Source organism: Comamonas sp. B21-038, assembly GCF_022387135.1.
Classification (GTDB): Bacteria; Pseudomonadota; Gammaproteobacteria; order Burkholderiales; family Burkholderiaceae_C; genus Comamonas; species Comamonas sediminis.
On the sequence record NZ_CP092462.1, the window covers coordinates 13,842 to 37,235 of the forward strand.

Here is a 23,394-nt window from a genome sequence, read left to right on the forward strand (position 1 = left end):
GCCATCATTTGCGCGGCACGCTCGCGTATGCTGAAAGACAAGGAAAAAGGCCGCCGGCCCGGCTGGTTGGGCGGCGGACAGGAGACACCATGAGCGAGACCAGATTGACCAGCAGCTATGCACGGGGCGCCAGCGAGCCGCGCCTGCTGAACAAGACCATCGGCCAGCAACTGAGCGAGACGGCGGCCCGTTTTGGCGCGCGTGATGCGCTCATCAGCCGCCACCAGGGCCTGCGCCTGAGCTACCAGCAACTGCTGGCGCAATCGCAGCAACTGGCCAGTGCCTTGCTGCGTGCCGGCATCGCCAAAGGCGACCGGGTCGGCATCTGGTCGCACAACAATGTGGAATGGGTGCTGCTGCAACTGGCCACCGCCCATGTGGGCATCATCCTGGTCAACATCAACCCGGCCTACCGCACCTCCGAGCTGGCCTATGCGCTGAACAAGGTGCAGTGCAAGGCGCTGTTCGTGATGGAGCGTTTCAAGACCAGCGACTACCTGGGCATGGTGCGTGCGCTGGCGCCGGAGCTGGAGACACAAGGCAGCGCCGCACTGCAGATCGCGGCGCTGCCCGATCTGCGTCTGGTGGTCTGGATCGATGTCGCAGGCCAGGGCCAGGAGCAGCCGGGCATGCAGCGCTTCTCGCGCTTTATCGCCAGCGGTGAGGCAGCCGACCCGCAGGTCGCGCAGATCGGCGCCACCTTGACGCCCTACGACCCGATCAATATCCAGTTCACCAGTGGCACCACCGGCTTTCCCAAGGGCGCCACCCTGACCCACCGCAATATCGTCAACAACGGCTATTTCATTGGCGAGGCGATGCGGCTGACCGAAGAGGACCGGCTCTGCATCCCCGTGCCGCTCTACCACTGCTTTGGCATGGTGCTGGGCAATATGGCCTGCATGACGCATGGTGCGGCCATGGTCTACCCCAATGATGGCTTTGATGCGCTGACCGTGCTGGAGACGGTGCAGGCCGAGCGCTGTACCGGCCTGCATGGCGTGCCCACGATGTTCATCGCCGAGCTGGACCACCCGCGTTTTGCCGAGTTCGACCTGTCGAGCCTGCGCACCGGCATCATGGCTGGCTCCCCCTGCCCGATCGAGGTGATGAAGCGCGTCGTCAGCCAGATGCATCTGTCCGAGATCACCATCGCCTACGGCATGACCGAGACCAGCCCGGTCAGCTGCCAAAGTTCGACCGATACGCCGCTGGACAAGCGCGTGTCCACCGTCGGCAAGGTGCATCCGCACCTGGAGGTCAAGATCGTCAGCCCGGAGACCGGCGAGACCGTGGCCCCCGGGCAATCGGGTGAGCTCTGCACGCGCGGTTACTCCGTCATGCATGGTTACTGGGGCGACGAGGCCAAGACGCGCGAGGCCATCGATGGCGATGGCTGGATGCACACCGGCGACCTGGCCACGATGGATGCCGAAGGCTATGTGAACATCGTCGGCCGCATCAAGGACATGGTGATCCGGGGCGGCGAGAACATCTACCCGCGCGAGATCGAGGAGTTCCTCTACACCCACCCGCAGGTGCAGGATGTGCAGGTGGTCGGCGTGCCCGACAGCCGCTTTGGCGAAGAGCTCTGCGCCTGGGTCATCGTCAAGGCTGGCCAAAGCCTGGATGCCGAGGCACTGCGCAGCTACTGCAAGGGCCGGGTGGCCCATTACAAGGTGCCGCGCTACATCGAGTTTGTCGAGGCCTTCCCGATGACGGTGACCGGCAAGATCCAGAAGTTCAAGATCCGCGAGGCGATGATCGAATCGCTGAAGCTGGATGTGAGCAAGACGGCCTGAACCGCGCAGAGCGCCGCCATGCAGCAACCGCCTGTACGATCAATGCCCTTCCAGCTTGGCTGCCTGCTTGGCAGCGGCGCGGCGGGCCACTTCCAGGCGCTTGCGCAAGGTGATCTCGCTCAAATCCAGCTCCTGGACCAGGCTGCGCAGCGATTCGTCATTGATGCGGTTGTTGTGCCGCTCGGCGTAGATCGTGTGGCGCTCGACCTTGATGCAGTTGAGCCGCATCTCCAGCTCGGCCACATAGCGCAGGCGCCGCTCCTGCACGGCGTCAGGCGTGGCCAGGTCCTGCACCTCGGCCGATTCGGGCGTGCGCTCTTCGTCGAGCAGGTCGATACGGTTGCGGTATTCGCGCGCAATGCGGCCTTCGATTTCATGCTGCTGGGCCTGCCATTCGGTGGGCTGCCGGGCGGCATCGTCGTCGCTCATCGCCAGGCTGTTGATCGCCGCGCGGCAGGCTGCAATGCGCGCCTGGCGCTCTTCGCGCACCGATTCGGGCTCGCTCGTCGCCTGCACGCGGCGCAGTACCAGCGGCAGGCCGATGCTGCCGATCACCAAGGTGAACAAGATCGTGCCGGTGGCCAGAAAGATCAGCATATCGCGTGCCGGAAACGGCTGGCCGTTGTTCAGCAGCAGCGGCACGGACAGCGCACCGGCCAACGTGACCGCTCCGCGAATGCCCGCCAACGTGGTGGCCAGGTTCAGCCAGAGATCGGGTTTCTTGATCAGCTTGCCGGCCTGGTGGGCCTTGTGCAGGCTGCGGCTGACGCCCAGCATCAGCCAGATCCAGCGCAGCGCCAGCAGCGCGATCGAGATGATGGCCACATAGCCCACCAGAATCCACCAGTCATGGCCGGCATCGCGCAAGGTCACGCCAATGATCGACGGCAGCTGCAAGCCCAGCAGCAGGAAGATCGCTCCGTTGAAGGCCGATTCGACCATCGCCCAGGTACCGGCGGTCTGCATGCGCTCGGAGATGTAGTCGGCGCGGTTCAGATCGCCAAAATTGGTGGCCACGCCAGCGGCCACGGCCGCCAGAATGCCGGAGACGCCAATTTTTTCACCCAGCAGGTAGGCCGCAAACGGCAGCAGCACCAGCAGCAGCACCATCTGGGTGGCCGCCACATCGCCCAGGCGGCGGGTGACGGTATCGCGCAGGTAGCTGAAGCCCCAGCCCACCGCCGCACCCACGCCCAGGCCGCCCAGGGCGATCCACAGAAATTCCTGCGTGACCTGGGTCCAGGAGAAAACGCCGGTCAACGTGGCGGCGATGGCGAATTTCAGCGCCACCAGGCCCGAGGCATCATTGAGCAGCGACTCGCCTTCGAGCACATGCATGGTGTGGGCCGGCATGCCCAGGTTGCGCGTGATGGCCGAGACGGCCACCGCATCGGTGGGCGATATCACGGCGGCCAGCGCAAAGGCCACGGTCAGCGGGATCTCCGGAATCATCCAGTGGATCAGGTAGCCCAGGCCAATCACGGTAAACAGCACCAGGCCAAAGGCCAGCCGCAAAATAGGGCGGTACAGCGCAAAGAACTCGCGCTTGGGAATGCGCCAGCCGTCGGCAAACAGCAGCGGCGGAATGAACAGCAGCATGAACAGGCCGGGATCGAAATCGATATGCAGGCCTTGTTGCGGCCAGGACAGCGCAGCGCCCAGCATGATCTGGATCAGCGGCAGCGGTATGGCCCGGATGTAGCGCGCAATGATGCCGGTGACGGCACCGATCATCAGGACGAGCAGGACGGTTTCGACGGTGTGCATGGTGCGGATTCGTTTGGCAGCAGACTATTTTTAAAGAAAACGCGTTTCTGAACGGAACGCTAGAACATTGAAGAGGACAAGCATGAGCAAACTCGCAACCCAGCTGAATGCCCGGTCGGCAGATTTTCAGACCAATGCGCAAGCCATGCGCAGCATTGTGGAGGACCTGCGGGCCCAGTCTGCCAAGGTGGCGCAAGGCGGTGGTGAAGCCGCACGGGCCAAGCACCTGGGCCGGGGCAAGCTGCTGCCGCGTGACCGCGTGCAGATGCTGCTGGACCCCGGCACGCCCTTTTTGGAGCTGGCACCACTGGCTGCACTGAACATGTACAACAACGATGCGCCCGGCGCGGGCCTGATTGCCGGCGTGGGCCGGGTCAGCGGGGTGGACTGCATGATCGTGTGCAATGATGCCACGGTCAAAGGCGGCACCTACTACCCAATGACGGTTAAAAAACATTTGCGCGCGCAGGAAGTGGCGGCGCAAAACCGCCTGCCCTGCATTTACCTGGTCGATTCGGGCGGCGCCAACCTGCCCAACCAGGACGAGGTCTTCCCCGACCGCGAGCACTTTGGCCGCATCTTCTACAACCAGGCCAATATGTCGGCCCAGGGCATTGCGCAGATCGCCGTGGTCATGGGCTCCTGCACCGCCGGCGGCGCCTATGTGCCGGCGATGAGCGATGAGTCCATCATCGTGAAGAACCAGGGCACGATTTTCCTCGGTGGCCCACCGCTGGTGAAGGCTGCGACCGGCGAGGTGGTGAGCGCCGAAGACCTGGGCGGCGGGGATGTGCACACCCGCCTGTCGGGTGTGGCCGACCACCTGGCCGACAACGACACCCATGCGCTGGCGCTGGCCCGCAAGGCCGTGAGCCATTTGAACAAGGCCAAGCAGCCCCATGCCGCGGACAAGGCGCCGCAGGCACCGGCCTACCCGGCCGATGAGCTGTATGGCGTGATTCCCGTCGATACGCGCAAGCCTTTCGATGTGCGCGAAATCATCGCTCGCATTGTCGATGGCAGCGATTTCGACGAGTTCAAGGCCCGCTTTGGCGCAACCCTGGTTTGCGGCTTTGCCCGGGTCGAGGGCATGGAGGTCGGCATCATCGCCAACAACGGCATTCTGTTCAGCGAGTCGGCCGTCAAGGGCGCACACTTCATCGAGCTGTGCTGCCAGCGCAAGATTCCGCTGGTCTTCCTGCAGAACATCACCGGCTTCATGGTGGGCCGCAAGTACGAGAACGAGGGCATTGCCCGCCACGGCGCCAAGCTGGTGACGGCGGTGGCCACGGCCAGCGTGCCCAAGTTCACGATCATCATCGGTGGCAGTTTTGGCGCCGGCAACTACGGCATGTGCGGCCGGGCCTATAGCCCGCGCTTCCTGTGGATGTGGCCGAACGCACGCATCAGCGTGATGGGCGGCGAGCAGGCGGCCAGCGTGCTGGCCACGGTCAAGCGCGATGGCATCGAGGGCCGGGGCGGCGCCTGGACGGCGGAGGAGGAGGAGGCCTTCAAGGCACCCATCCGCCAGCAGTACGAGGACCAGGGCCACCCCTACTACGCCTCGGCACGCCTGTGGGATGACGGCGTCATCGACCCGGCCGATACCCGCCGCGTGCTGGCGCTGGGCCTGGCAGCCACCCGCAATGCACCGATCGAAGACACCAAGTTCGGCGTCTTTCGCATGTAATACCCTGAGACAGAGAGGACACCATGAAAAGCACATTTCTGACCGTCGAAGCCGCTGGGCCGGTGGCCACCATCACGCTGACCCAGCCCGATGTCCGCAATGCCTTCAGCGACGAGGTGATTGCCGACATCACCCGCGCCTTTACCTGGGTGGGGGCGCAGGCCCAGGTCCGCGCCGTGGTGCTGGCCGCCGAAGGCCCGGCCTTTTGCGCCGGCGCCAACCTGAACTGGATGCGCGCGATGGCCGATTACACCCGTGAGGAGAACCTGGTCGATGCCGGCAAGCTCGCCGAGATGCTGCGCGTGATCTACACCTGCCCCAAGCCGACGATCGCGCGGGTGCAAGGCGATGTCTACGCCGGCGGCATGGGTCTGGTCGCTTGCTGCGACATGGCGGTGGCGGCCAGCCATGCCGGTTTTTGCCTCAGCGAGGTGAAGATCGGTCTGATCCCGGCCACGATCAGCCCCTATGTGATCCGCGCGATGGGCCCGCGTGCGGCGCACCGCTACTTTCTGACCGGCGAGCGCTTTGACGCCGCTGAAGCACTGCGCACCGGCTTCGTGCACCAGGTGGTGGAGGCCGAGGCGCTGGACAGCGCTGTGGACGGCCTGCTCAAGCACCTGCTGAGCGCCAGCCCGGCAGCGGTGCAGGCCTGCAAAAAGCTGGTGCTCGATGTGGCCGGCCGCGAGGTGGACGAGGCGCTGATCGCCGAGACGGTGGCCGGCATTGCCGATATCCGCGCCAGCGCCGAAGGCAAGGAAGGCGTGCAGGCATTCTTGAACAAACGCAAACCCAGCTGGCTGGGAGGCTGAAGTACGCATAACGCGGCCTTGGATGGCAGACAGCAAGCAGGCGTTGGCGCTATAAACAGCGCGTTTGCTGACTGGCACTGAGGAGCCCCACCATGGATACCTGGAACACCATCGTCAACTGGCTGCACGGCATGGGCCTGCATCTGGACAAGGACACCGCCCAAACGGTGGGGCAGGCGGCCGACCAGGTCGGCCAGGTGGCCGGCCAGATGGGGCAGGCCATGGCGCAGTGGGACTGGGGCCAGCTGATGGCCCTGGCGGCCGCGCTGGGCTGGGCCAGTGGCTTTCGGCTCTACGCGGTGGTGTTTGTGACGGGCATGCTGGGCGCGACGGGCGTGCTGCACCTGCCCGGCGGGCTGACGGTGCTGCAGCAGCCGGTGATCCTGGTCATCAGTGGCGCGCTGCTGTTTGTCGAGTTCTTTGCCGACAAGATTCCCGGCGTGGATTCGGTCTGGGATGTGGTGCAGAGCGTCGTGCGTGTGCCCGCTGGCGCGGCCTTGGCCGCCAGCGTGTTTGGTACCGACAACGCGACGATGGCCACGGCGGCCGCCTTGATGGGCGGCACCCTGGCGCTGAGCAGCCAGGTGGCCAAGACCACCACGCGCGCAGCGATCAACACCAGCCCGGAGCCGTTCTCCAATTGGGGGGCGAGCCTGCTGGAAGACGGGGTGTCGGTCGGCGCAGTGTGGCTGGCCATCAACCACCCGCTGGTGTTTGCGGTGGCGCTGGCCGTGGTGCTGGTGCTGATGTGGGTGATGACCTGGGTGCTGTGGAAGTTTTTGCGGGCTGTGGTGCGCCGGATTCGCCGGTGGCTGGGCCATGAAGAGCCGGTGGCCCTGGCCGCCACCGGCGCGGATCACCAACGATATTGACCCAGGGCTTGCGAAGGCGGGCCGGGGACAGGGAAGAAGACTGAGGAGATTGTTGTATGTTCTCGAAAATTTTGATCGCCAACCGTGGTGAGATCGCCTGCCGCGTCGCCGCTACAGCCCGCCGCATGGGCGTCAAGACCGTGGCCGTGTACTCTGATGCCGACGCCCATGCCAAGCATGTGGCCGCCTGCGACGAGTCCGTGCACATCGGTGGCAGCGCCCCCAAGGACAGCTACCTGCGCTGGGAACGCATCATCGAGGCCGCCCAGGCCACCGGCGCCCAGGCCATCCACCCCGGCTACGGCTTTCTGAGCGAGAACGAGGACTTTGCCGCCGCTTGCGCCGCTGCGGGCCTGGTCTTCATCGGCCCGCCTGCCAGCGCCATCCGGGCGATGGGCCTGAAGGCCGAATCCAAGCAGCTGATGGAAAAGGCCGGCGTACCCCTGGTGCCGGGCTACCACGGCGCAGGGCAAGACCCGGCCCTGCTGCACGCGGAGGCCGACCGCATCGGCTACCCGGTGCTGATCAAGGCCAGCGCCGGCGGTGGTGGCAAGGGCATGCGCCTGGTGGAAAAAAGCGAGGACTTCGCCGCCGCGCTGGAATCCTGCAAGCGCGAGGCCATCAACAGCTTCAGCAACGATGCGGTGCTGATCGAGAAATACGTGCTGCGCCCGCGCCATATCGAGATCCAGGTGTTTGGCGATACGCAAGGCAACTGCGTCTACCTGTTCGAGCGCGACTGCTCAGTGCAGCGCCGCCACCAGAAGGTGCTGGAAGAGGCACCAGCGCCCGGAATGACGGCCGCACTGCGCCAGCAAATGGGCGAGGCGGCGGTGGCAGCGGCCAAGGCCGTGGGCTATGTGGGTGCGGGCACGGTGGAATTCATCGTCGAGCAGCCCGGCGGCTACGACCAGCCCGAGGCGATGAAGTTCTATTTCATGGAGATGAACACGCGCCTGCAGGTCGAGCACCCGGTGACCGAGGCCATCACCGGCGAGGACCTGGTGCAGTGGCAGCTGCTGGTGGCCAACGGCCAGCCGTTGCCCAAGCAGCAGGCCGCGCTGAAGATCAGCGGCCACGCGATCGAGGCGCGTATCTGCGCCGAGAACCCGGACAACAACTTCCTGCCCGCCACCGGCACCTTGCATGTCTACCGCAAGCCCGACTGCAGCAGTTTTGCGATCAGCGATGTGCGCATTGACGATGGCGTGCGCGAAGGCGATGCCATCAGCCCGTTCTACGACAGCATGATCGCCAAGCTCATCGTCCATGGCGCAGACCGCGCCCAGGCGCTGGCACGGCTGGATGCGGCGCTGGCGGCCGTGCGCATCGTCGGCCTGCAGACCAATGTGCAGTTTCTGCGCCATATCCTGGCCACGCCCTCGTTTGGCCAGGCCAAGCTCGATACGGCACTGATCCAGCGCGAAGAAGCGCTGCTCTTCAAGCAGCGCGGCCTGGGCCTGGATACCGCTGCGGCCGCTGCCGTGGTGGCCGAGCTGCTGCAGGAGCGCGCTACCGAGAGCAACGACCCCTTCAGCCGCCGCGATGGCTGGCAATCGCATGGCGTGACCGAACGCCGTTTTGACTTTGAGTTTGGCGGCGACAAGCTGCAGGCGGCGCTGCGCTACGAGGCCGGTGGCCTGGTGCTGACGGTGGGCGATGCCACCGGCCCGCTGCAGTTCAGCCCCAACGGCGAGCTGGTGGAGCTGCAGTTCAACGGCCAGCGCGACCAGGTGCAGACCTGGCAGCAGGGCGAGGTGGTGCATGTGTTTGCGCCGCGTGGTGCGGCCGAGATCACCGCCATTGATGCGCTGGCCCATGCCGGTGATGCCGGCAGCGAAGGGGGGCGCCTGACGGCGCCGATGCCGGGCAAGGTGGTGTCGTTTGCGGTCAAGGCGGGCGACAAGGTCAGCAAGGGCCAGCCGCTGGCGGTGATGGAGGCCATGAAGATGGAGCACACGATTGCCGCCCCAGCCGATGGCGAGGTGCTGGAGCTGCTGTTTGCACCCGGCGACCAGGTGACCGAAGGCGCCGAGCTGCTCAAGCTGCAGGTCGCTGCGTCCTGACGTATGCGCCTCTGCGCTGTCTGTGACGGCGCTGCGCTGCTTTCTGTGCTGAAATGCCGGCCATGAAAATTCTCGTCTACACCGACAGCGATGCGCTCCAGCCCTGGCTGGACGCGATTCGGCTGCACCTGCCCCAGGCGGACGCCAGCGGCTGGACCCCGGGCATGGCCCAGGCCGACTACGCGCTGGTCTGGAAGCCGCCGCAGCAACTGTTGGACGAGCAAGGCGCGGGCCTCAAGGCCATTTTCAACATGGGTGCCGGCGTCGATGCGCTGTTTGCGCGCCAGTTGCCGCCTGGCGTGCCGGTGCTGCGGCTCGAAGATGCCGGCATGGCCGTGCAGATGGCCGAGTATGTCTGCCATGCGGTCATCGACCATTTCCGCGACCTGGCGCCGTACCGCGCCCAGCAAAGCGCCGGCGTCTGGGCACAGCAGCCCTTGCGCTTGCGCAGCGATTTTCCCGTCGGCGTGATGGGCCTGGGTGTGCTGGGCGAGCGCGTGGCCCGGGCGGTGGCGCAGTTTGATTTTCCGGTGCGCGGCTGGAGCCGCTCGCCCAAGCAGATCGCTGGTGTGGACTGCTATGCAGGCAGTGCCCAACTGCCGGCCTTTCTGCGCGCCACACGCATCCTCGTCAACCTGCTGCCGCTGACCCCGCAGACCGAGAACATCATCGACGCCAGCCTGCTGGCGCAGCTGCAGCCGGGCGCCTATGTGATCAATGTGGCGCGCGGCGCGCACCTGGTCGATGCCGACCTGCTGGCGGCGCTGGACAGCGGCCAGGTCGCTGGCGCCACACTGGATGTGTTCCGCACCGAGCCGCTGCCCGCCGGGCACCCGTTCTGGCAGCATCCGCGGATCCGCATCACCCCCCACAGCTCCGCCCGCACCTTGCCCGAAGAGACCTTGCAGCAGATCCTGCACAAGCTCCAGGCCTTTGCCGCCGGAGAGAAGCCTGGCGGCATGGTCTATGCCGATCGCGGATACTGATTCCGCCCCCCGTTTTTGAGAAATACTCCAGGAGACGCCCCATGGCCCGCTACCCCCAACGTGTCCAATTGATTGATGTCGGCCCCCGTGACGGCCTGCAGAACGAGAAATCGCCAGTGCCGGCCGCCGTGAAGATCGAGCTGACCCACCGGCTGCAGGAGGCAGGCCTGACCGAGATCGAGGTGACCAGCTTTGTCAGTCCCAAGTGGGTGCCTCAGATGGGCGATAACGCCGAGGTGATGGCGGGGCTGGCGCGCAAGGCCGGTGTGCGCTATTCGGTGCTGACCCCGAACCTGAAGGGCTATGAAGCGGCCGTGGCCTCGCAGCCCGATGAGATCGTGGTCTTTGGCGCGGCCAGCGAGGCCTTCAGCCAGCGCAACATCAACTGCTCGATCGCCGAGAGCATCGAGCGCTTTGCCCCTGTGGTGGACGCGGCCAAGGCTGCCGGCATTGCCGTGCGTGGCGCGATGAGCTGCACCGTCGGCTGCCCCTATGAAGGGGAGATTGCGCCTTCGCGCGTGGCCTACCTGGCCGAGCTGATGAAGGGCATTGGCGTGGAGCGCGTGGATGTGGCCGACACCATTGGCGTGGGCACTCCGATCAAGGTGCAAAAGGCGCTGGAGGCCACGTTGCAGTATTTCGATGTTGACCATGTCAGCGGGCATTTCCACGACACCTATGGCCAGGCGCTGCCCAACACCTTGGCCTCGCTGGAGCTGGGCATCTGGAACTTCCAGTCTTCCATCGCCGGCCTGGGCGGCTGCCCCTATGCCAAGGGCGCAACCGGCAATGTCGCCACCGAGGACCTGGTCTACATGCTGCAGGGCATGGGCATCGAGACCGGCATCGATCTGGACAAGCTGGTCGATGCAGGCATCTACATCAGTGACTTCCTGCAGCGCAAGCCCAACTCGCGCGTGGCCGTGGCACTGATGAACAAGCGCGCGGGCTGAAGGGCCGAGGCGGGGGCGCGAATGTCCGGGACGCGAATGTCCGGGGCACGAATGCCCGGGGCGCTGCAGCCGGGGGCGCAAGCCGGCACAATCATGGCTTAACCAGGAGTCAAACCATGTGTGGAGCGGAATTGCTGAGCCTGCCCGAAGGGGTGCAGCGGGTAGCCAGGGTGCTGCAGGACCAGGGCCATCCGCATGGGCCGCAGATGCTGGAGGTCTCAGCGCGCACAGCCCAGGAGGCCGCCGATGCGCTGGGCATTGCATTGGGCCAGATTGCCAAGAGCATTATTTTTCGCCGCAAGAGCGATGACGCCTGCGTGCTGGTCATTACCTCGGGCGATTGCCGCGTGGACGAGGCCAAGGTGGCCGCGCTGGTCGGCCCGGTAGGCCGTGCGGATGCGGACTTTGTCAAAGCCCGCACCGGCTTTGCGATTGGCGGTGTCTCGCCGGTCGGCCATCTGAGCAAGCCCGTTACTCTGATTGACCGCGAGCTGTTCCGCTTTGAACAGATTTGGGCTGCAGCAGGCCACCCGAATGGCGTGTTTGCGCTGGCGCCAGCCGATCTGCAAGCGCTGACCGGCGCGCCGGTGGCCGATGTGGTCAAGGAGGCGGCATGACAGAGCAAGCGGACAAGCCGGTGGCGTTGCCCGTGGCCTCGCCCGCGCCGCTGGCAGCGCGCACCAAGCAGGTCCGGGTGACCGGTGCCTTTGCGGCCGGTTACGCCGATGTCGTGCCATCGCCCTGTGTGTCGCTGTGCAAGATGAACGCGGACCGCAGCCACTGCATCGGCTGCTACCGTTCGATTGACGAGATCCGCGCCTGGTCCAAGGCCGATACCGCCGAGCGCCAGCAGATCTGGCTGCAGGCACTGGGCCGTGCGGGCCTGGGCAGCAATGGCCGGCCCTTGGTGCCGGCGGTTTGACCGGGGTCCGGTATGAAAACCATCGATTTCTACCTGGACTTTGTCTCTCCCTATGCCTGGCTGGCCTTTGATGCGCTGCCCCAGGCCTTGCAACGCCATAGCGTGCATGTGCGCTACCGGCCTGTGCTGCTGGGTGCGTTGCTGCAGCAGCATGCCAATCCCGGGCCGGCCGGCATCGCCGGCAAGCGCGAATGGACCTACCGCCATGCCAGCTGGCTGGGCCACCGGCAGGGCTGCGGTCTGCAGATGCCCGCCCAGCATCCTTTCAACCCATTGCCGTTGCTGCGCCTGGCGCTGCGCACAGGCCAGGGCGGCTGTATCAACCGCTTCACGGCCGATGCCATCTTCCGCCATGTCTGGCTGGGTGGCGCCGACGCGCTGGATGCGCAACGCCTGCAGGCGCTGGAGCAGACGCTTGCCGAGCAGCTGCGCGCTGGCGATGCGGCCGAGCAGGAGGCCAAGCAGGCCTTGCGCAGCAATACCGACGCCGCAGTGGCCGCCGGCGTGTTTGGCGTGCCCAGCATGGTGCTGGATGGCAAGCTGTTCTGGGGTTTCGATGGCTTGCCGATGCTGAGTGCCTACCTGAACGGCGATGCCTGGTTTGCCGATGGCCAGTGGGATGCGTCGGCCGACCGTCCTTCCGGATTGGCCAAACGCTGATGTCCGGCTTCTGAGTCGCTGCAAACACCTTTCCAGTGGATTTGCCAGCCCTGGGACTTTCCCTTGGTTGCTGCTGCAGTGCAGCGATTTTCCACATGGCAAAACCTTTTCTGCGGGTTGCGCTGGATTTTGTCAGCGAATTGTCAGCAGCTTGCAAGCTAGTGTTGGAAAACCGTCAGACTTGGGTCAGCGCTTGCTTGAAGAATGCAGTGTCCGCCAAACAAAAGTGCGGCAACACTACAAGGAGACAACAGCATGGCAACCAGTGCAGCAGCACGGCCGATGACCAAGGAGGAGCGCAAGGTCATCTTTGCCTCGTCACTCGGCACCGTTTTTGAGTGGTACGACTTCTATCTCTACGGCTCGCTGGCGGCCATCATCGCCAAGCAGTTCTTCTCCGGACTGGACCCCACCTCCGCCTTCATCTTTGCGTTGCTGGCCTTTGCTGCCGGCTTCATCGTGCGCCCCTTTGGCGCGCTGGTGTTCGGCCGCCTGGGCGACATGATCGGGCGCAAGTACACCTTCCTGGTCACCATCTTGCTGATGGGCGCCTCCACCTTCATCGTCGGCATCCTGCCCAACTACGCCAGCATTGGCGTGGCAGCGCCCATCATCCTGATCGTGTTGCGCATGCTGCAGGGTCTGGCGCTGGGCGGTGAATACGGTGGTGCCGCGACGTATGTGGCCGAGCATGCCCCCAACGGCAAGCGCGGTGCCTACACCTCGTGGATCCAGACCACGGCCACCCTGGGTCTGTTCCTGTCGCTGCTGGTGATTCTGGGCACGCGCACCGCGATGGGCGAGCCTGCGTTCAATGACTGGGGCTGGCGCATTCCGTTCCTGGTGTCGATCATTCTGCTGGGCGTGTCGGTGTGGATCCGCATGACCCTGTCCGAATCCCCTGCGTTCCAGCGCATGAAGGCCGAGGGCAAGACTTCCAAGGCGCCGCTGAAGGAATCGTTCGGCCAGTGGAAGAACCTGAAGATCGTGATCCTGGCACTGGTGGGTTTGACCGCTGGTCAGGCCGTGGTCTGGTACACCGGCCAGTTCTATTCGCTGTTCTTCCTGACCCAGCAGCTCAAGGTCGACGCCGTGACCGCCAACCTGATGATCGCCGTGGCCCTGCTGATTGCAACACCCTTCTTCGTGATCTTTGGCTCGCTGTCCGACAAGATCGGCCGCAAGCCCATCATCATGGCGGGCTGCCTGCTGGCCGTGCTGACCTACTTCCCCGTGTTCAAGATGCTGACCGAAGCGGCCAACCCCGATCTGGCAGCAGCGCAAGCGAGGAACAAGGTGGTGGTGGTGGCCAACCCGGCCGAGTGCTCGTTCCAGTTCAACCCGACGGGGACGTCCAAGTTCACCAGCTCCTGCGACGTGGCCAAGCAACTGCTGGCGGCCAATTCGGTGAGCTATGAAACCGAGGCGGCACCAGCGGGCACAACGGCGGTCATCAAGATCGGCAACGACACCATCCCCAGCTATGCAGCGGTAGGCCTGAGCGGCGACGATCTGAAGGCCAAGGATGGCGCGTTCAAGAAGGCTGTGGCGGAAACCCTGGCCAAGGATGGCTACCCCACCAAGGCCGATCCCTCCAAGATGAACAAGCTCTTGACGGTGGTACTGCTGACCTACCTGGTGCTGCTGGTGACCATGGTGTACGGGCCGATCGCCGCGATGCTCGTGGAAATGTTCCCGACCCGCATCCGCTACACCTCAATGTCGCTGCCCTATCACATCGGCAATGGCTGGTTCGGTGGTTTGCTGCCCACGACGGCCTTCGCGATCGTGGCCCAGACCGGCAACATGTACAACGGTCTGTGGTACCCGATCATCATCGCCGGCATCACCTTCGTGATCGGTACCTTGTTCGTTCGCGAAACCAAGGATGTCGATATTTACGCCGACGACTGACCCGCGCAACTGCGAGCAGGCCCCGGTTATCTGCACTGCGTGATACCCGAGGCCTTCACCTCCCCACAGCACCTCCGGGTGCTGTTTTTTTTGCCCCTTTCCGGCTCTCATGGTTAATACCAGGGTGTGTCATCAAAGTGTGGTAGCGATGCGTCACTCTCTCAAAATCTGCGCGATGGAAAGCACGATAAATGGGGTCTGCCGCCTAGAATTAACAATATGTGACGGGCCGAATACTGCTCTGTGCAAACGCTATCAGCACCGTCCAACCATTTTTAATGACTACATCCCCGAGGACACTATGCGCTCACTGAATCGTTTGATGATTGCCACCTTGGCCGTTGCTGGCTCTACCGCTGCACTGGCTCAAAGCAGCGTGCAGGTTTATGGCCGTGTGAATACCTCGGTGGAGCGCCAGAAGGTGGGCGATGTCTCCACCACCGGCCTGTTCAACAACGCATCGCGTATCGGCTTCCGTGGCACGGAAGACCTGGGTGGCGGCCTGAAGGCTGGCTTCGTGCTGGAATCGGGTTTCAACTCGGACGACGGCTCGGGCACCGGCTCCGCAGGTGGTCTGACCTTCCGCCGCCAGAGCGAAGTGAACCTGGCTGGCAACTTCGGTATGCTGCGTCTGGGCACCTTCACCTCCGAGTCCTACTATGCGGTGGCCGACTACGGCGTGCTGGACCAGCCCAACCACGACACCGGTTCGCTGTCGGATGCGCTTTACACCTACGTGATGCGTGACTCCAACAAGATCGCCTACCGCACCCCCGTGTTCCTGGGCGGCCTGACCATCGAAGGCGCTGCATCGTTCCACGAAAAGGCCGCTGGCACCAACGACAAGCATGGTTACGACCTGGCGGCCAACTGGGAAAGCGGCCCTCTGGCACTGGGTGCCGGTTTCAGCAAGGTCGGTGGCGACAAGCAACTGGGCCTGCGCGCGCACTACACCATCAATGCCTTCCAACTGGGTGCGTACTACCAACGCTCTGACGAAGAGCTGCGCGGCAAGCGCAACGCGGCCCGCGTGACCGGTATGTACACCGTGGGCGCGTCCGAATTTGTCGCTGGCTTCGGCTGGGCTGGCAAGTGGGACGACGTCAGCAACAGCGGCGCCCGCCAGCTGATCCTGGGCTACAACTACAACCTGAGCAAGCGCTCCAAGCTGTACGCGGGTTACACCAAGGTCGACAACAAGGCCAATGCCAGCTACGCCACCGGCATCTCCGGCGCCGACTTCAGCACCTTCGCTGCAGGTATCCGCCACAACTTCTAAGCAAGCCGGGCGCCCAGCGCGCCTTCCGCTTCACGACCCGCGTTCGAAAGAGCGCGGGTTTTTTTATCGCGGTAATGGCTTCTCGATGAAGGTGTTACCTGTCGCGCGCTGTTGCGCACTGACCCGCATTCGCAAGAACGCGGGTTTTTTATTTTTCGCTATCAATGGGTTTAGCCTGATTCTGCCTACCTCCCACGTTTATCCAAACGGTCTTGCCTGCATTAACCAAACTGCACTTTTTAAAATAGAAAATAACTATTAAAAACCATGTTTGGGTATTAAATATAAATAGCCAGACTGGTCCTCATGTAGAAATCGGCGGTCCTGTCTGGCGATTTCAAAGACTTTCCGTGAGGAGACAACATGCGTGTACTGATTAACCGTATGACCTTGGCCGGCCTGGCCGCTGCCGGCTCGTCTGGGGCAATGGCGCAAAGCAGTGTGGAGATTTTTGGCCGCATCAATACCACGCTGGAACGGCAAAAAACAGGAGATGTAACGACCACCGGGCTGTTCAACAACCGCTCGAGCATCGGCTTTCGCGGTAGCGAAGACCTGGGTGGCGGGCTGAGAGCAGGCTTCGTGCTGGAGGCCGATTTCAACTCGGACGATGGGAGCGGCCGTGGAGGCACGGGCATCGACTTCAGGCGCCAGAGTGAAGTGAACCTGTCGGGGCATTTTGGCAGCCTGCGCCTGGGCTCGATGCCTTCCGAATCCTATATTGCCATGGCCGCCCAAGGGGTGATGGGCCAGCCCAACCATGACCTGGGTTCGCTGTCTGATGCGCTCTACTACTACCCGATGCCGGATGCCAACAAGGTGTCCTATCGCACGCCCGTGTTGTGGGGCGGCCTGACGGTGGAGGGCGCGAGCGCATTCCATGAAAACGGAGAAAACAGCGGCAACAAGAACGGCTACGACCTCACGGCCAAGTGGGCCAAAGGGCCGCTGTCGCTGGCCACAGGCGTCACCAAGGTCCACGACAGCACCACGTTGGGCCTGCATGCCCAGTACACCTTTGACGCCTTCCGAATAGGCGCCTACTACCAGCGCACCGATGAAGACCTGCGCGGCAAGCGCAATGCGGGCCGCGTCACTGCGTTGTACAGCCTGGGTTTATCGGATTTGATTGCCGGGTTTGGTTGGGCGGGCAACTGGAGCGGGGTGGGAAGCAGCAGCGCGCGCCAACTGATCCTGGGCTACAACTACCACCTGAGCCTGCGCACCAAGGTGTATGCCGGCTACACCAGGGTGGACAACAAGGCCAACGCCCGGTATGCCACCGGCACCGACGGTGCCGACTTCAGCACCTTTGCGCTGGGCATACGCCACCACTTCTGAGGGGGCACCCTCAGGCGCCCCGCGCGCCTTCTGCTGCCAGCCCCGCATTCGACAGGATGCGGGCTTTTTCGTAGGGGCAGGGCCTGTGGTCCGGATACATCGTTGACTTGCTAATATCTGTAAATTTGTACAGTGGTTTGCAGGGCTTTGCCGCGAGCTGATTCAGCCGATGAATGAACTCCCTAGAATGGTTGTTCACGATCATTTTGCCCCCACGCAGTCGTGTCAGCCTTCCAAGTCCGGGCTTCCCTGCTACTGAGCCGGGGCCTTGCTTATCCGGTTGCTGGACTGCGCCAACGAATTACTGGATAGCTCATCGGTATGTCTCAGGAAAACATTCGCATCCGTGGTGCGCGTCAGCACAACCTCAAGAATCTGGATCTGGATATCCGCACGGGGGAGTTGACGGTGGTGACCGGGCCCAGCGGCTCGGGCAAGTCCAGCCTGGTGTTCGACACGCTGTATGCCGAAGGGCAGCGCCGCTATGTCGAGACCTTCAGCGCCTATGCGCGCCAGTTTCTCGACCGCATGGACAAGCCTGCGGTCGACAAGGTCGAAGGCGTGCCGCCCGCCATTGCGATTGACCAGACCAACCCGGTGCGCAGCTCGCGCTCCACCGTGGGCACGATGACCGAGCTGAACGACCACCTGAAGCTGCTGGTGGCACGCGCCGGCCACTTGTTTGACCAGCAGACCGCGTTGCCGGTGCAACACGACACGCCCGAGAGCATTTACGAGCAGCTGCTGCAGCGCACCCAGGCGGACGATCCGCGCATCGTCGTGACCTTCCCCGTCGAGTTGCCGGCCAACACCAGCGCCGAGCAGCTCGAGCAATGGTTGTCGGCCAGCGGCTTTACCAAGGTGCAGGCCGAGCGTGAGGTCGATGCCGTGCGCCACGCCGCTGCCGTGGACAGCAGCAAGAAAAAGCCCAAGGCCGGCAAGCAGGCCGCGTCGGAGGCGCCCCAGCGGGTCAAGCTGCTCGATGTGGTGGCCGACCGTTTCCGCCTCAGCAAGGCCGAGAAGGCGCGTGTGATTGAAGCCATCGAGGTGGCTTTGAAGCGCGGCAGCGGCCATATGACGGTGTATGCCATCGCCGAGGCGGATGCCGACGGCAACACCGCCGAGCCCGCGCTGTGGAAGTTTTCGTCCGGCCTGCACTGCCCGGAAAGCGGCCTGCGCTACCGCGAGCCGACGCCGTCGATGTTCTCGTTCAACTCGGCCGTTGGGGCCTGCGATGCCTGCCGGGGCTTTGGCCGGGTCATCGGTGTGGACTGGGGCCTGGTGATCCCCAACGACAAGCTGACCTTGCGCACCGGTGTGATCAAGCCGATCCAGACGCCGGCCTGGAAAGAGATCCAGGACGATCTGATGCGCCATGCCGAGGCGCAGGGCATTCCCCGCGATACCGCCTGGGCCAAGCTGACCGAGGCGCAGAAGGACTGGGTCATCAACGGCGAAGAGGGCTACAAGGATGGCAACTGGAGCCGCCAGTGGTATGGCATCCGCCGGTATTTCGAGTACCTGGAAACCAAGTCCTACAAGATGCATATCCGCGTCTTGCTGTCCAAGTACCGCAGCTACACGCCTTGCCCGGTCTGTGGCGGTGCACGCCTCAAGACCGAGAGCCTGCTGTGGCGCGTGGGCTCCAAGGCCGCTGCCGATGCGGCCCTGCCGCCTGCGCAGCGCTTCATGCCGCGCGGGGTGGCCTGGAGCCGCGAGCAGCTCGAGGCCCTGCCAGGCCTGAGCCTGCATGACCTGATGCTGCTGCCGATCGTGCGGCTGCGCCAGTTCTTTGCCAGCATGGACATCCGCCGCAGCAACGATGGCGACGCACAGGCGCTGCGGCTCTTGCATGAAGAGATCAGCAACCGGCTGCAGTACCTCTGCGATGTTGGCATTGGTTACCTGACCCTGGACCGCCAGAGCCGCACCTTGAGCGGCGGCGAGGTGCAGCGCATCAACCTGACCACGGCGCTGGGCACCTCCCTCGTCAACACCTTGTTCGTGCTCGACGAGCCCTCGATCGGCCTGCACCCGCGCGACATGGAGCGCATCACCGTCGCGATGAAGCGGCTGCGCGACGCCGGCAACACCTTGGTGGTGGTCGAACACGACCCGGCGGTGATGTTCGCCGCAGACCGCATGATCGACATGGGCCCCGGCCCGGGCGAGAAGGGCGGCCAGATCGTGTTCGACGGCACCACGGCCGAGCTGCGCCATGCCGACACCCTGACCGGCGCCTACCTGGGCGGCCGCAAGCAGGTGGGCATGGGCGCCAAGCGCATGGTCACCGAGAGCACGCCACGCCTGATTCTGGAAGGCGCGACCGAGCACAACCTGCAGAACGTGTCGGTGGATTTCCCGCTGCAGCGCATGGTGGTGGTGACTGGCGTGTCGGGCTCGGGCAAGTCCACCCTGATCCAGGATGTGCTGGCGCCGGCCCTGATGCGCCATTTTGGCAAGCCGACCGAGCTGGCCGGCGCCCACCAGCGCCTGCTGGGGGCCGACCACCTGTCCGATGTCGTCTTTGTCGACCAATCGCCGATTGGCAAGACCGCGCGTTCCAACCCGGTCAGCTATGTGGGCGCCTGGGATGCCATCCGCGAGCTGTTTGCGACGGCGCCGCTGTCGCTGCAGCGCGGATACACCGCCGGCAAGTTCAGCTTCAACAGCGGCGATGGCCGCTGCCCCACCTGTGGCGGTTCGGGCTTTGAGCATGTGGAGATGCAGTTCCTCTCGGACGTCTACCTGCGCTGCCCCGATTGCGATGGCAAGCGCTACCGCGCCGAGATTCTGGAGGTGCGCATCGAGCGCGACGGCCGCCTGATGAATGTGGCCGATGTGCTGGAGCTGACCGTCAGCGAAGCGGCCATCTTGTTCGCCAAGGACCGCGAGGTGATCCGTGCGCTGCAGCCCATCGTCGATGTGGGGCTGGAATATGTGAAGCTCGGCCAGCCGGTGCCCACGTTGTCGGGCGGCGAGGCCCAGCGCCTGAAGCTGGCCGGTTTCCTGGCCGAGGCTGCCAAGAGCGCCTCCAAATCCAAACAGACCCTGGCGCGCAAAGGCAGCCTGTTCCTGTTCGACGAGCCCACCACCGGCCTGCATTTTGAGGACATAGCCAAGCTGATGCGCGCGCTGCGCAAGCTGCTGGAGGCCGGCCATTCGTTGATCGTCATCGAGCACAACCTCGATGTGATCCGTGCCAGTGACTGGCTGATCGACCTGGGGCCCGATGCCGGCGAAGACGGCGGCAAGGTGGTGGAAGAGGGCACGCCCGAAGAGGTGCGCAAGTCCGGCCGCTCCTACACCGCGCAGGCGCTGCGCGATTACGAAGTGGCGATGCTGGGCGGGCGTACCGACGGCCAGCCCCATGAGGTGCGCGAGCCGCGCGCCGGCTATGCGCTGGAGCGCAGTGCGCCGGCTACCGCAGCCGTGGCGCCCAGCGACAGCATCCAGATCATCAATGCCAAGGAACACAACCTGAAGAACCTGAGCGTGGACATTCCGCGCGGCAAGTTCAACGTGGTCACCGGGGTGTCGGGCTCGGGCAAGTCGACGCTGGCGTTTGACATTCTGTTCAATGAGGGCCAGCGCCGCTACCTGGAATCGCTGAACGCCTATGCGCGCTCGATCGTGCAGCCGGCCGGCCGGCCCGAGGTCGATGCGGTCTACGGCATTCCGCCCACGGTGGCGATCGAGCAGCGCCTCTCGCGCGGTGGCCGCAAATCGACGGTGGGCACCACGACCGAGGTCTGGCATTTTCTGCGCCTGCTGTATGTGAAGCTGGGTGTGCAGCACTGCACCAAGGATGGTGCGGCGGTGCAACCGCAAACGCCCGAGAGCATTACCGCGCAGCTGATGACGCAGTACCGGGGCCAGCTGATTGGCCTGATGGCGCCGCTGGTCGTCGCCCGCAAGGGCGTCTACACCGAGCTGGCGGACTGGGCGCGGCCCCGTGGCTATACGCATCTGCGCGTCGATGGCCAGTTCCTGCCGACCACCGGCTTTCCGCGCCTGGACCGCTTCAAGGAGCACACGGTCGAGCTGCCGGTGGCCAGCATCGAGATCAGGCCCGAGAACGAGGCCCTGCTGCGCGACAAGCTGGCCACGGCGCTGGAGCTGGGCAAGGGCGTGCTGCATGTGCTGTCGGCCATCGACACGCTGGAGGCGGCGATGCTGGCCGGCAGCGACACGGCAGCCATTGGCCGGCTGCAGGTGTTCTCCACCAAGCGCGCCTGCCCCGTGTGTGCGACCAGCTATGCCGAGCTGGACCCGCGCCTGTTCTCGTACAACAGCAAGCATGGCTGGTGCCCCGATTGCGTGGGCACCGGCGTCAAGCTCACCAAGGACCAGCGCAAGGTCTATGACGACTCGGTGATGAGCCAGGACAACCGGGGCCGCGAGCAGAGTTTTGAAGAACCCGAGGCCGAGGACGTGGGCGAAACCACTTGCCCGACCTGCCAGGGCACGCGTCTCAATGCCACCGCGCGGGCGGTGCTGTTCCATGGCCAGTCGATCTCGTCGATCGCGCGGCTGTCGGTCACCGATGTGCGGCTCTGGATCGAGGGGCTGGCACTGTCGGGCCGCGAAAGCGATATTGCCCGCGACCTGGTGCCCGAGATCCACAGCCGCCTGGCCTTTCTGGAAGAAGTGGGCCTGGGTTACCTGACCCTGGACCGGGGCGCGCCGACCTTGTCGGGCGGCGAGGCGCAGCGCATTCGCCTGGCCGCGCAACTGGGCAGCAACCTGCAGGGCGTGTGCTATGTGCTCGACGAGCCCACCATTGGCCTGCATGCACGCGACAACCACATCCTGCTCAATGCGCTGCACAAGCTGGGCGCCAAGGGCAATACGCTGGTGGTGGTGGAGCATGACGAGGACACGATCCGACGTGCCGACCATGTGATCGACATCGGCCCCAGCGCCGGCAAGCGCGGTGGCCGCCTGGTGGCCCAGGGCACGACCCAGGATGTGATGGACGCGGCCGATTCGCAGACCGGCCGCTACCTGCTGCATGCGATGCGCCATCCGTTCCAGCCGCGCCGCCTGGTGCATGGTGTGGCCGATGCGGTGGCTGTGACCGCCGAGGAGGCCAAGCCGGTCGCCAAGAAGCGCACTAAGAAGCAGATCGCCGCCGACGCTGCTGCCGCGCTGGCGGCCGACAGCGCCGAGGCCAATGCCGCGCTGGCCGCACCGGCCCGGGCTGATGCGATGGCGCCGTTGCACTGGCTGACGGTGCTGGGCGCCAACCTGCACAACCTGCAGAACGTGGACGCACGCGTGCCGCTCAAGCGCCTGGTCGCAGTGACGGGGGTGTCTGGCTCGGGCAAATCGACCCTGGCGCGGGATGTGCTGCTGACCAATGTTGCGGCCTGGGTCGCCCAGCGCGCGACCAAGGCCGGGCGTGACGACATGGATGCCGGCAAGGCCCCGGCGCTGACGGGCTGCAAGGGCCTGCAGGGCTTTGAAGGCATCGACCGGGTGCTGGAAGTGGACCAGACACCGATTGGCAAGACGCCGCGCTCCTGCCCTGCCACCTATATCGGGTTCTGGGACACGATCCGCAAGCTGTTTGCCGAGACCCTGGAGGCCAAGGCCCGCGGCTATGCGGCCGGGCGCTTCTCCTTCAACACCGGCGAAGGGCGCTGCCCTGCGTGCGAGGGCCAGGGCATGCGGACCATCGAGATGAGCTTTCTGCCCGACGTGAAAGTGCCTTGCGAGGTCTGCCATGGTGCGCGCTTCAATGCCGAAACCCTGGCGGTGACCTGGCGTGGCAAGAGCATTGGCGAGGTGCTGCAGATGGAGGTGGATGAGGCCGTGGCCTTTTTCGCCAGCATGCCGAGCATCGCCCATCCGCTGCAGCTGCTGCAGGATGTGGGCCTGGGCTACCTGACCCTGGGCCAGCCTTCGCCCACCTTGTCGGGCGGCGAGGCGCAGCGCATCAAGCTGGTGACCGAGCTGACCAAGGTGCGCGATGACATCACGCGCCGTGGCAACAAGGCACCCCACACCTTGTATGTGCTCGATGAGCCCACCGTTGGCCTGCACATGGCCGATGTGGACAAGCTCATCCATGTGCTGCACCGCCTGGTCGATGCCGGCCACAGCGTCGTGGTGATCGAGCATGACCTGGATGTGATTGCCGAAGCCGACTGGGTGATCGACCTCGGACCGGAAGGCGGCAATGCCGGTGGCCGCATTGTGGCCGCTGGAACGCCTGAAGACCTGGTGCAGGCGGGCACGCATACCGGCAAGGCGCTGGCGCCTGTGCTGGCGCGCTGAGCCGGTGCCGGGCTGCCAGGGCAGGGCGTTTGCTGACAGCGCGCCCTG

General features: G+C 64.6%; 15 protein-coding genes. 14 read left to right on the top strand and 1 reads right to left on the bottom strand.

The window, feature by feature from the left end:
* Positions 1–89 precede the first annotated feature (89 nt).
* Complete coding sequence (locus MJ205_RS00065) at positions 90–1,802, top strand: AMP-binding protein (RefSeq protein WP_239810629.1); 1,713 nt, start codon at positions 90–92, stop codon at positions 1,800–1,802.
* A gap of 39 nt (positions 1,803–1,841) precedes the next feature.
* Here MJ205_RS00065 and MJ205_RS00070 read toward each other — a convergent pair whose 3' ends face one another.
* Positions 1,842–3,569 carry a Na+/H+ antiporter gene (locus tag MJ205_RS00070; protein ID WP_239810630.1) on the bottom strand — a complete coding sequence of 576 codons (1,728 nt, stop codon included), beginning with the start codon at positions 3,567–3,569 and terminating at the stop codon, positions 1,842–1,844.
* Positions 3,570–3,651: 82 nt separating this feature from the next.
* On the opposite strand from MJ205_RS00070, the gene MJ205_RS00075 reads away from it, so the two are divergent.
* The 13 genes from MJ205_RS00075 to uvrA all read left to right on the top strand — a co-directional run bounded on the left by MJ205_RS00075 (position 3,652) and on the right by uvrA (position 23,346).
* Complete coding sequence (locus MJ205_RS00075; protein ID WP_239810631.1) at positions 3,652–5,259, top strand: carboxyl transferase domain-containing protein; 1,608 nt, start codon at positions 3,652–3,654, stop codon at positions 5,257–5,259.
* A 23-nt stretch (positions 5,260–5,282) separates the two neighbouring features.
* Positions 5,283–6,071: an enoyl-CoA hydratase/isomerase family protein gene (locus MJ205_RS00080; RefSeq protein ID WP_239810632.1), complete on the top strand. Its 789-nt coding sequence runs from the start codon at positions 5,283–5,285 to the stop codon at positions 6,069–6,071.
* 92 nt (positions 6,072–6,163) lie between these two features.
* A complete protein-coding gene (locus MJ205_RS00085; RefSeq protein ID WP_239810633.1) occupies positions 6,164–6,943 on the top strand; it encodes a DUF4126 domain-containing protein in 780 nt (259 codons plus the stop codon).
* 56 nt (positions 6,944–6,999) lie between these two features.
* Positions 7,000–9,009 carry an acetyl-CoA carboxylase biotin carboxylase subunit gene (locus tag MJ205_RS00090; RefSeq protein WP_239810634.1) on the top strand — a complete coding sequence of 670 codons (2,010 nt, stop codon included), beginning with the start codon at positions 7,000–7,002 and terminating at the stop codon, positions 9,007–9,009.
* Between the two features lie 62 nt (positions 9,010–9,071).
* Positions 9,072–9,995 carry a 2-hydroxyacid dehydrogenase gene (locus MJ205_RS00095; protein WP_239810635.1) on the top strand — a complete coding sequence of 308 codons (924 nt, stop codon included), beginning with the start codon at positions 9,072–9,074 and terminating at the stop codon, positions 9,993–9,995.
* Between the two features lie 41 nt (positions 9,996–10,036).
* A complete protein-coding gene (locus tag MJ205_RS00100) occupies positions 10,037–10,948 on the top strand; it encodes a hydroxymethylglutaryl-CoA lyase (RefSeq protein WP_239810636.1) in 912 nt (303 codons plus the stop codon).
* 116 nt (positions 10,949–11,064) lie between these two features.
* Positions 11,065–11,565 carry a YbaK/EbsC family protein gene (locus tag MJ205_RS00105; RefSeq protein ID WP_239810637.1) on the top strand — a complete coding sequence of 167 codons (501 nt, stop codon included), beginning with the start codon at positions 11,065–11,067 and terminating at the stop codon, positions 11,563–11,565.
* A complete protein-coding gene (locus MJ205_RS00110) occupies positions 11,562–11,870 on the top strand; it encodes a DUF1289 domain-containing protein (protein ID WP_239810638.1) in 309 nt (102 codons plus the stop codon). Before MJ205_RS00105 ends, MJ205_RS00110 begins: the two co-directional genes overlap by 4 nt.
* A gap of 12 nt (positions 11,871–11,882) precedes the next feature.
* On the top strand, positions 11,883–12,530 hold the full coding sequence (locus tag MJ205_RS00115) for a 2-hydroxychromene-2-carboxylate isomerase (protein WP_239810639.1): 648 nt from the start codon (positions 11,883–11,885) through the stop codon (positions 12,528–12,530).
* Between the two features lie 255 nt (positions 12,531–12,785).
* A complete protein-coding gene (locus tag MJ205_RS00120) occupies positions 12,786–14,444 on the top strand; it encodes an MFS transporter (protein ID WP_239810640.1) in 1,659 nt (552 codons plus the stop codon).
* A gap of 301 nt (positions 14,445–14,745) precedes the next feature.
* Positions 14,746–15,723: a porin gene (locus MJ205_RS00125; RefSeq protein WP_239810641.1), complete on the top strand. Its 978-nt coding sequence runs from the start codon at positions 14,746–14,748 to the stop codon at positions 15,721–15,723.
* 363 nt (positions 15,724–16,086) lie between these two features.
* Positions 16,087–17,064, top strand: a complete 978-nt coding sequence (locus tag MJ205_RS00130) for a porin (RefSeq protein ID WP_239810642.1) — start codon at positions 16,087–16,089, stop codon at positions 17,062–17,064.
* A gap of 321 nt (positions 17,065–17,385) precedes the next feature.
* Complete coding sequence (gene uvrA / locus MJ205_RS00135) at positions 17,386–23,346, top strand: excinuclease ABC subunit UvrA (protein ID WP_239810643.1); 5,961 nt, start codon at positions 17,386–17,388, stop codon at positions 23,344–23,346.
* The last annotated feature ends 48 nt before the right edge of the window (positions 23,347–23,394 follow it).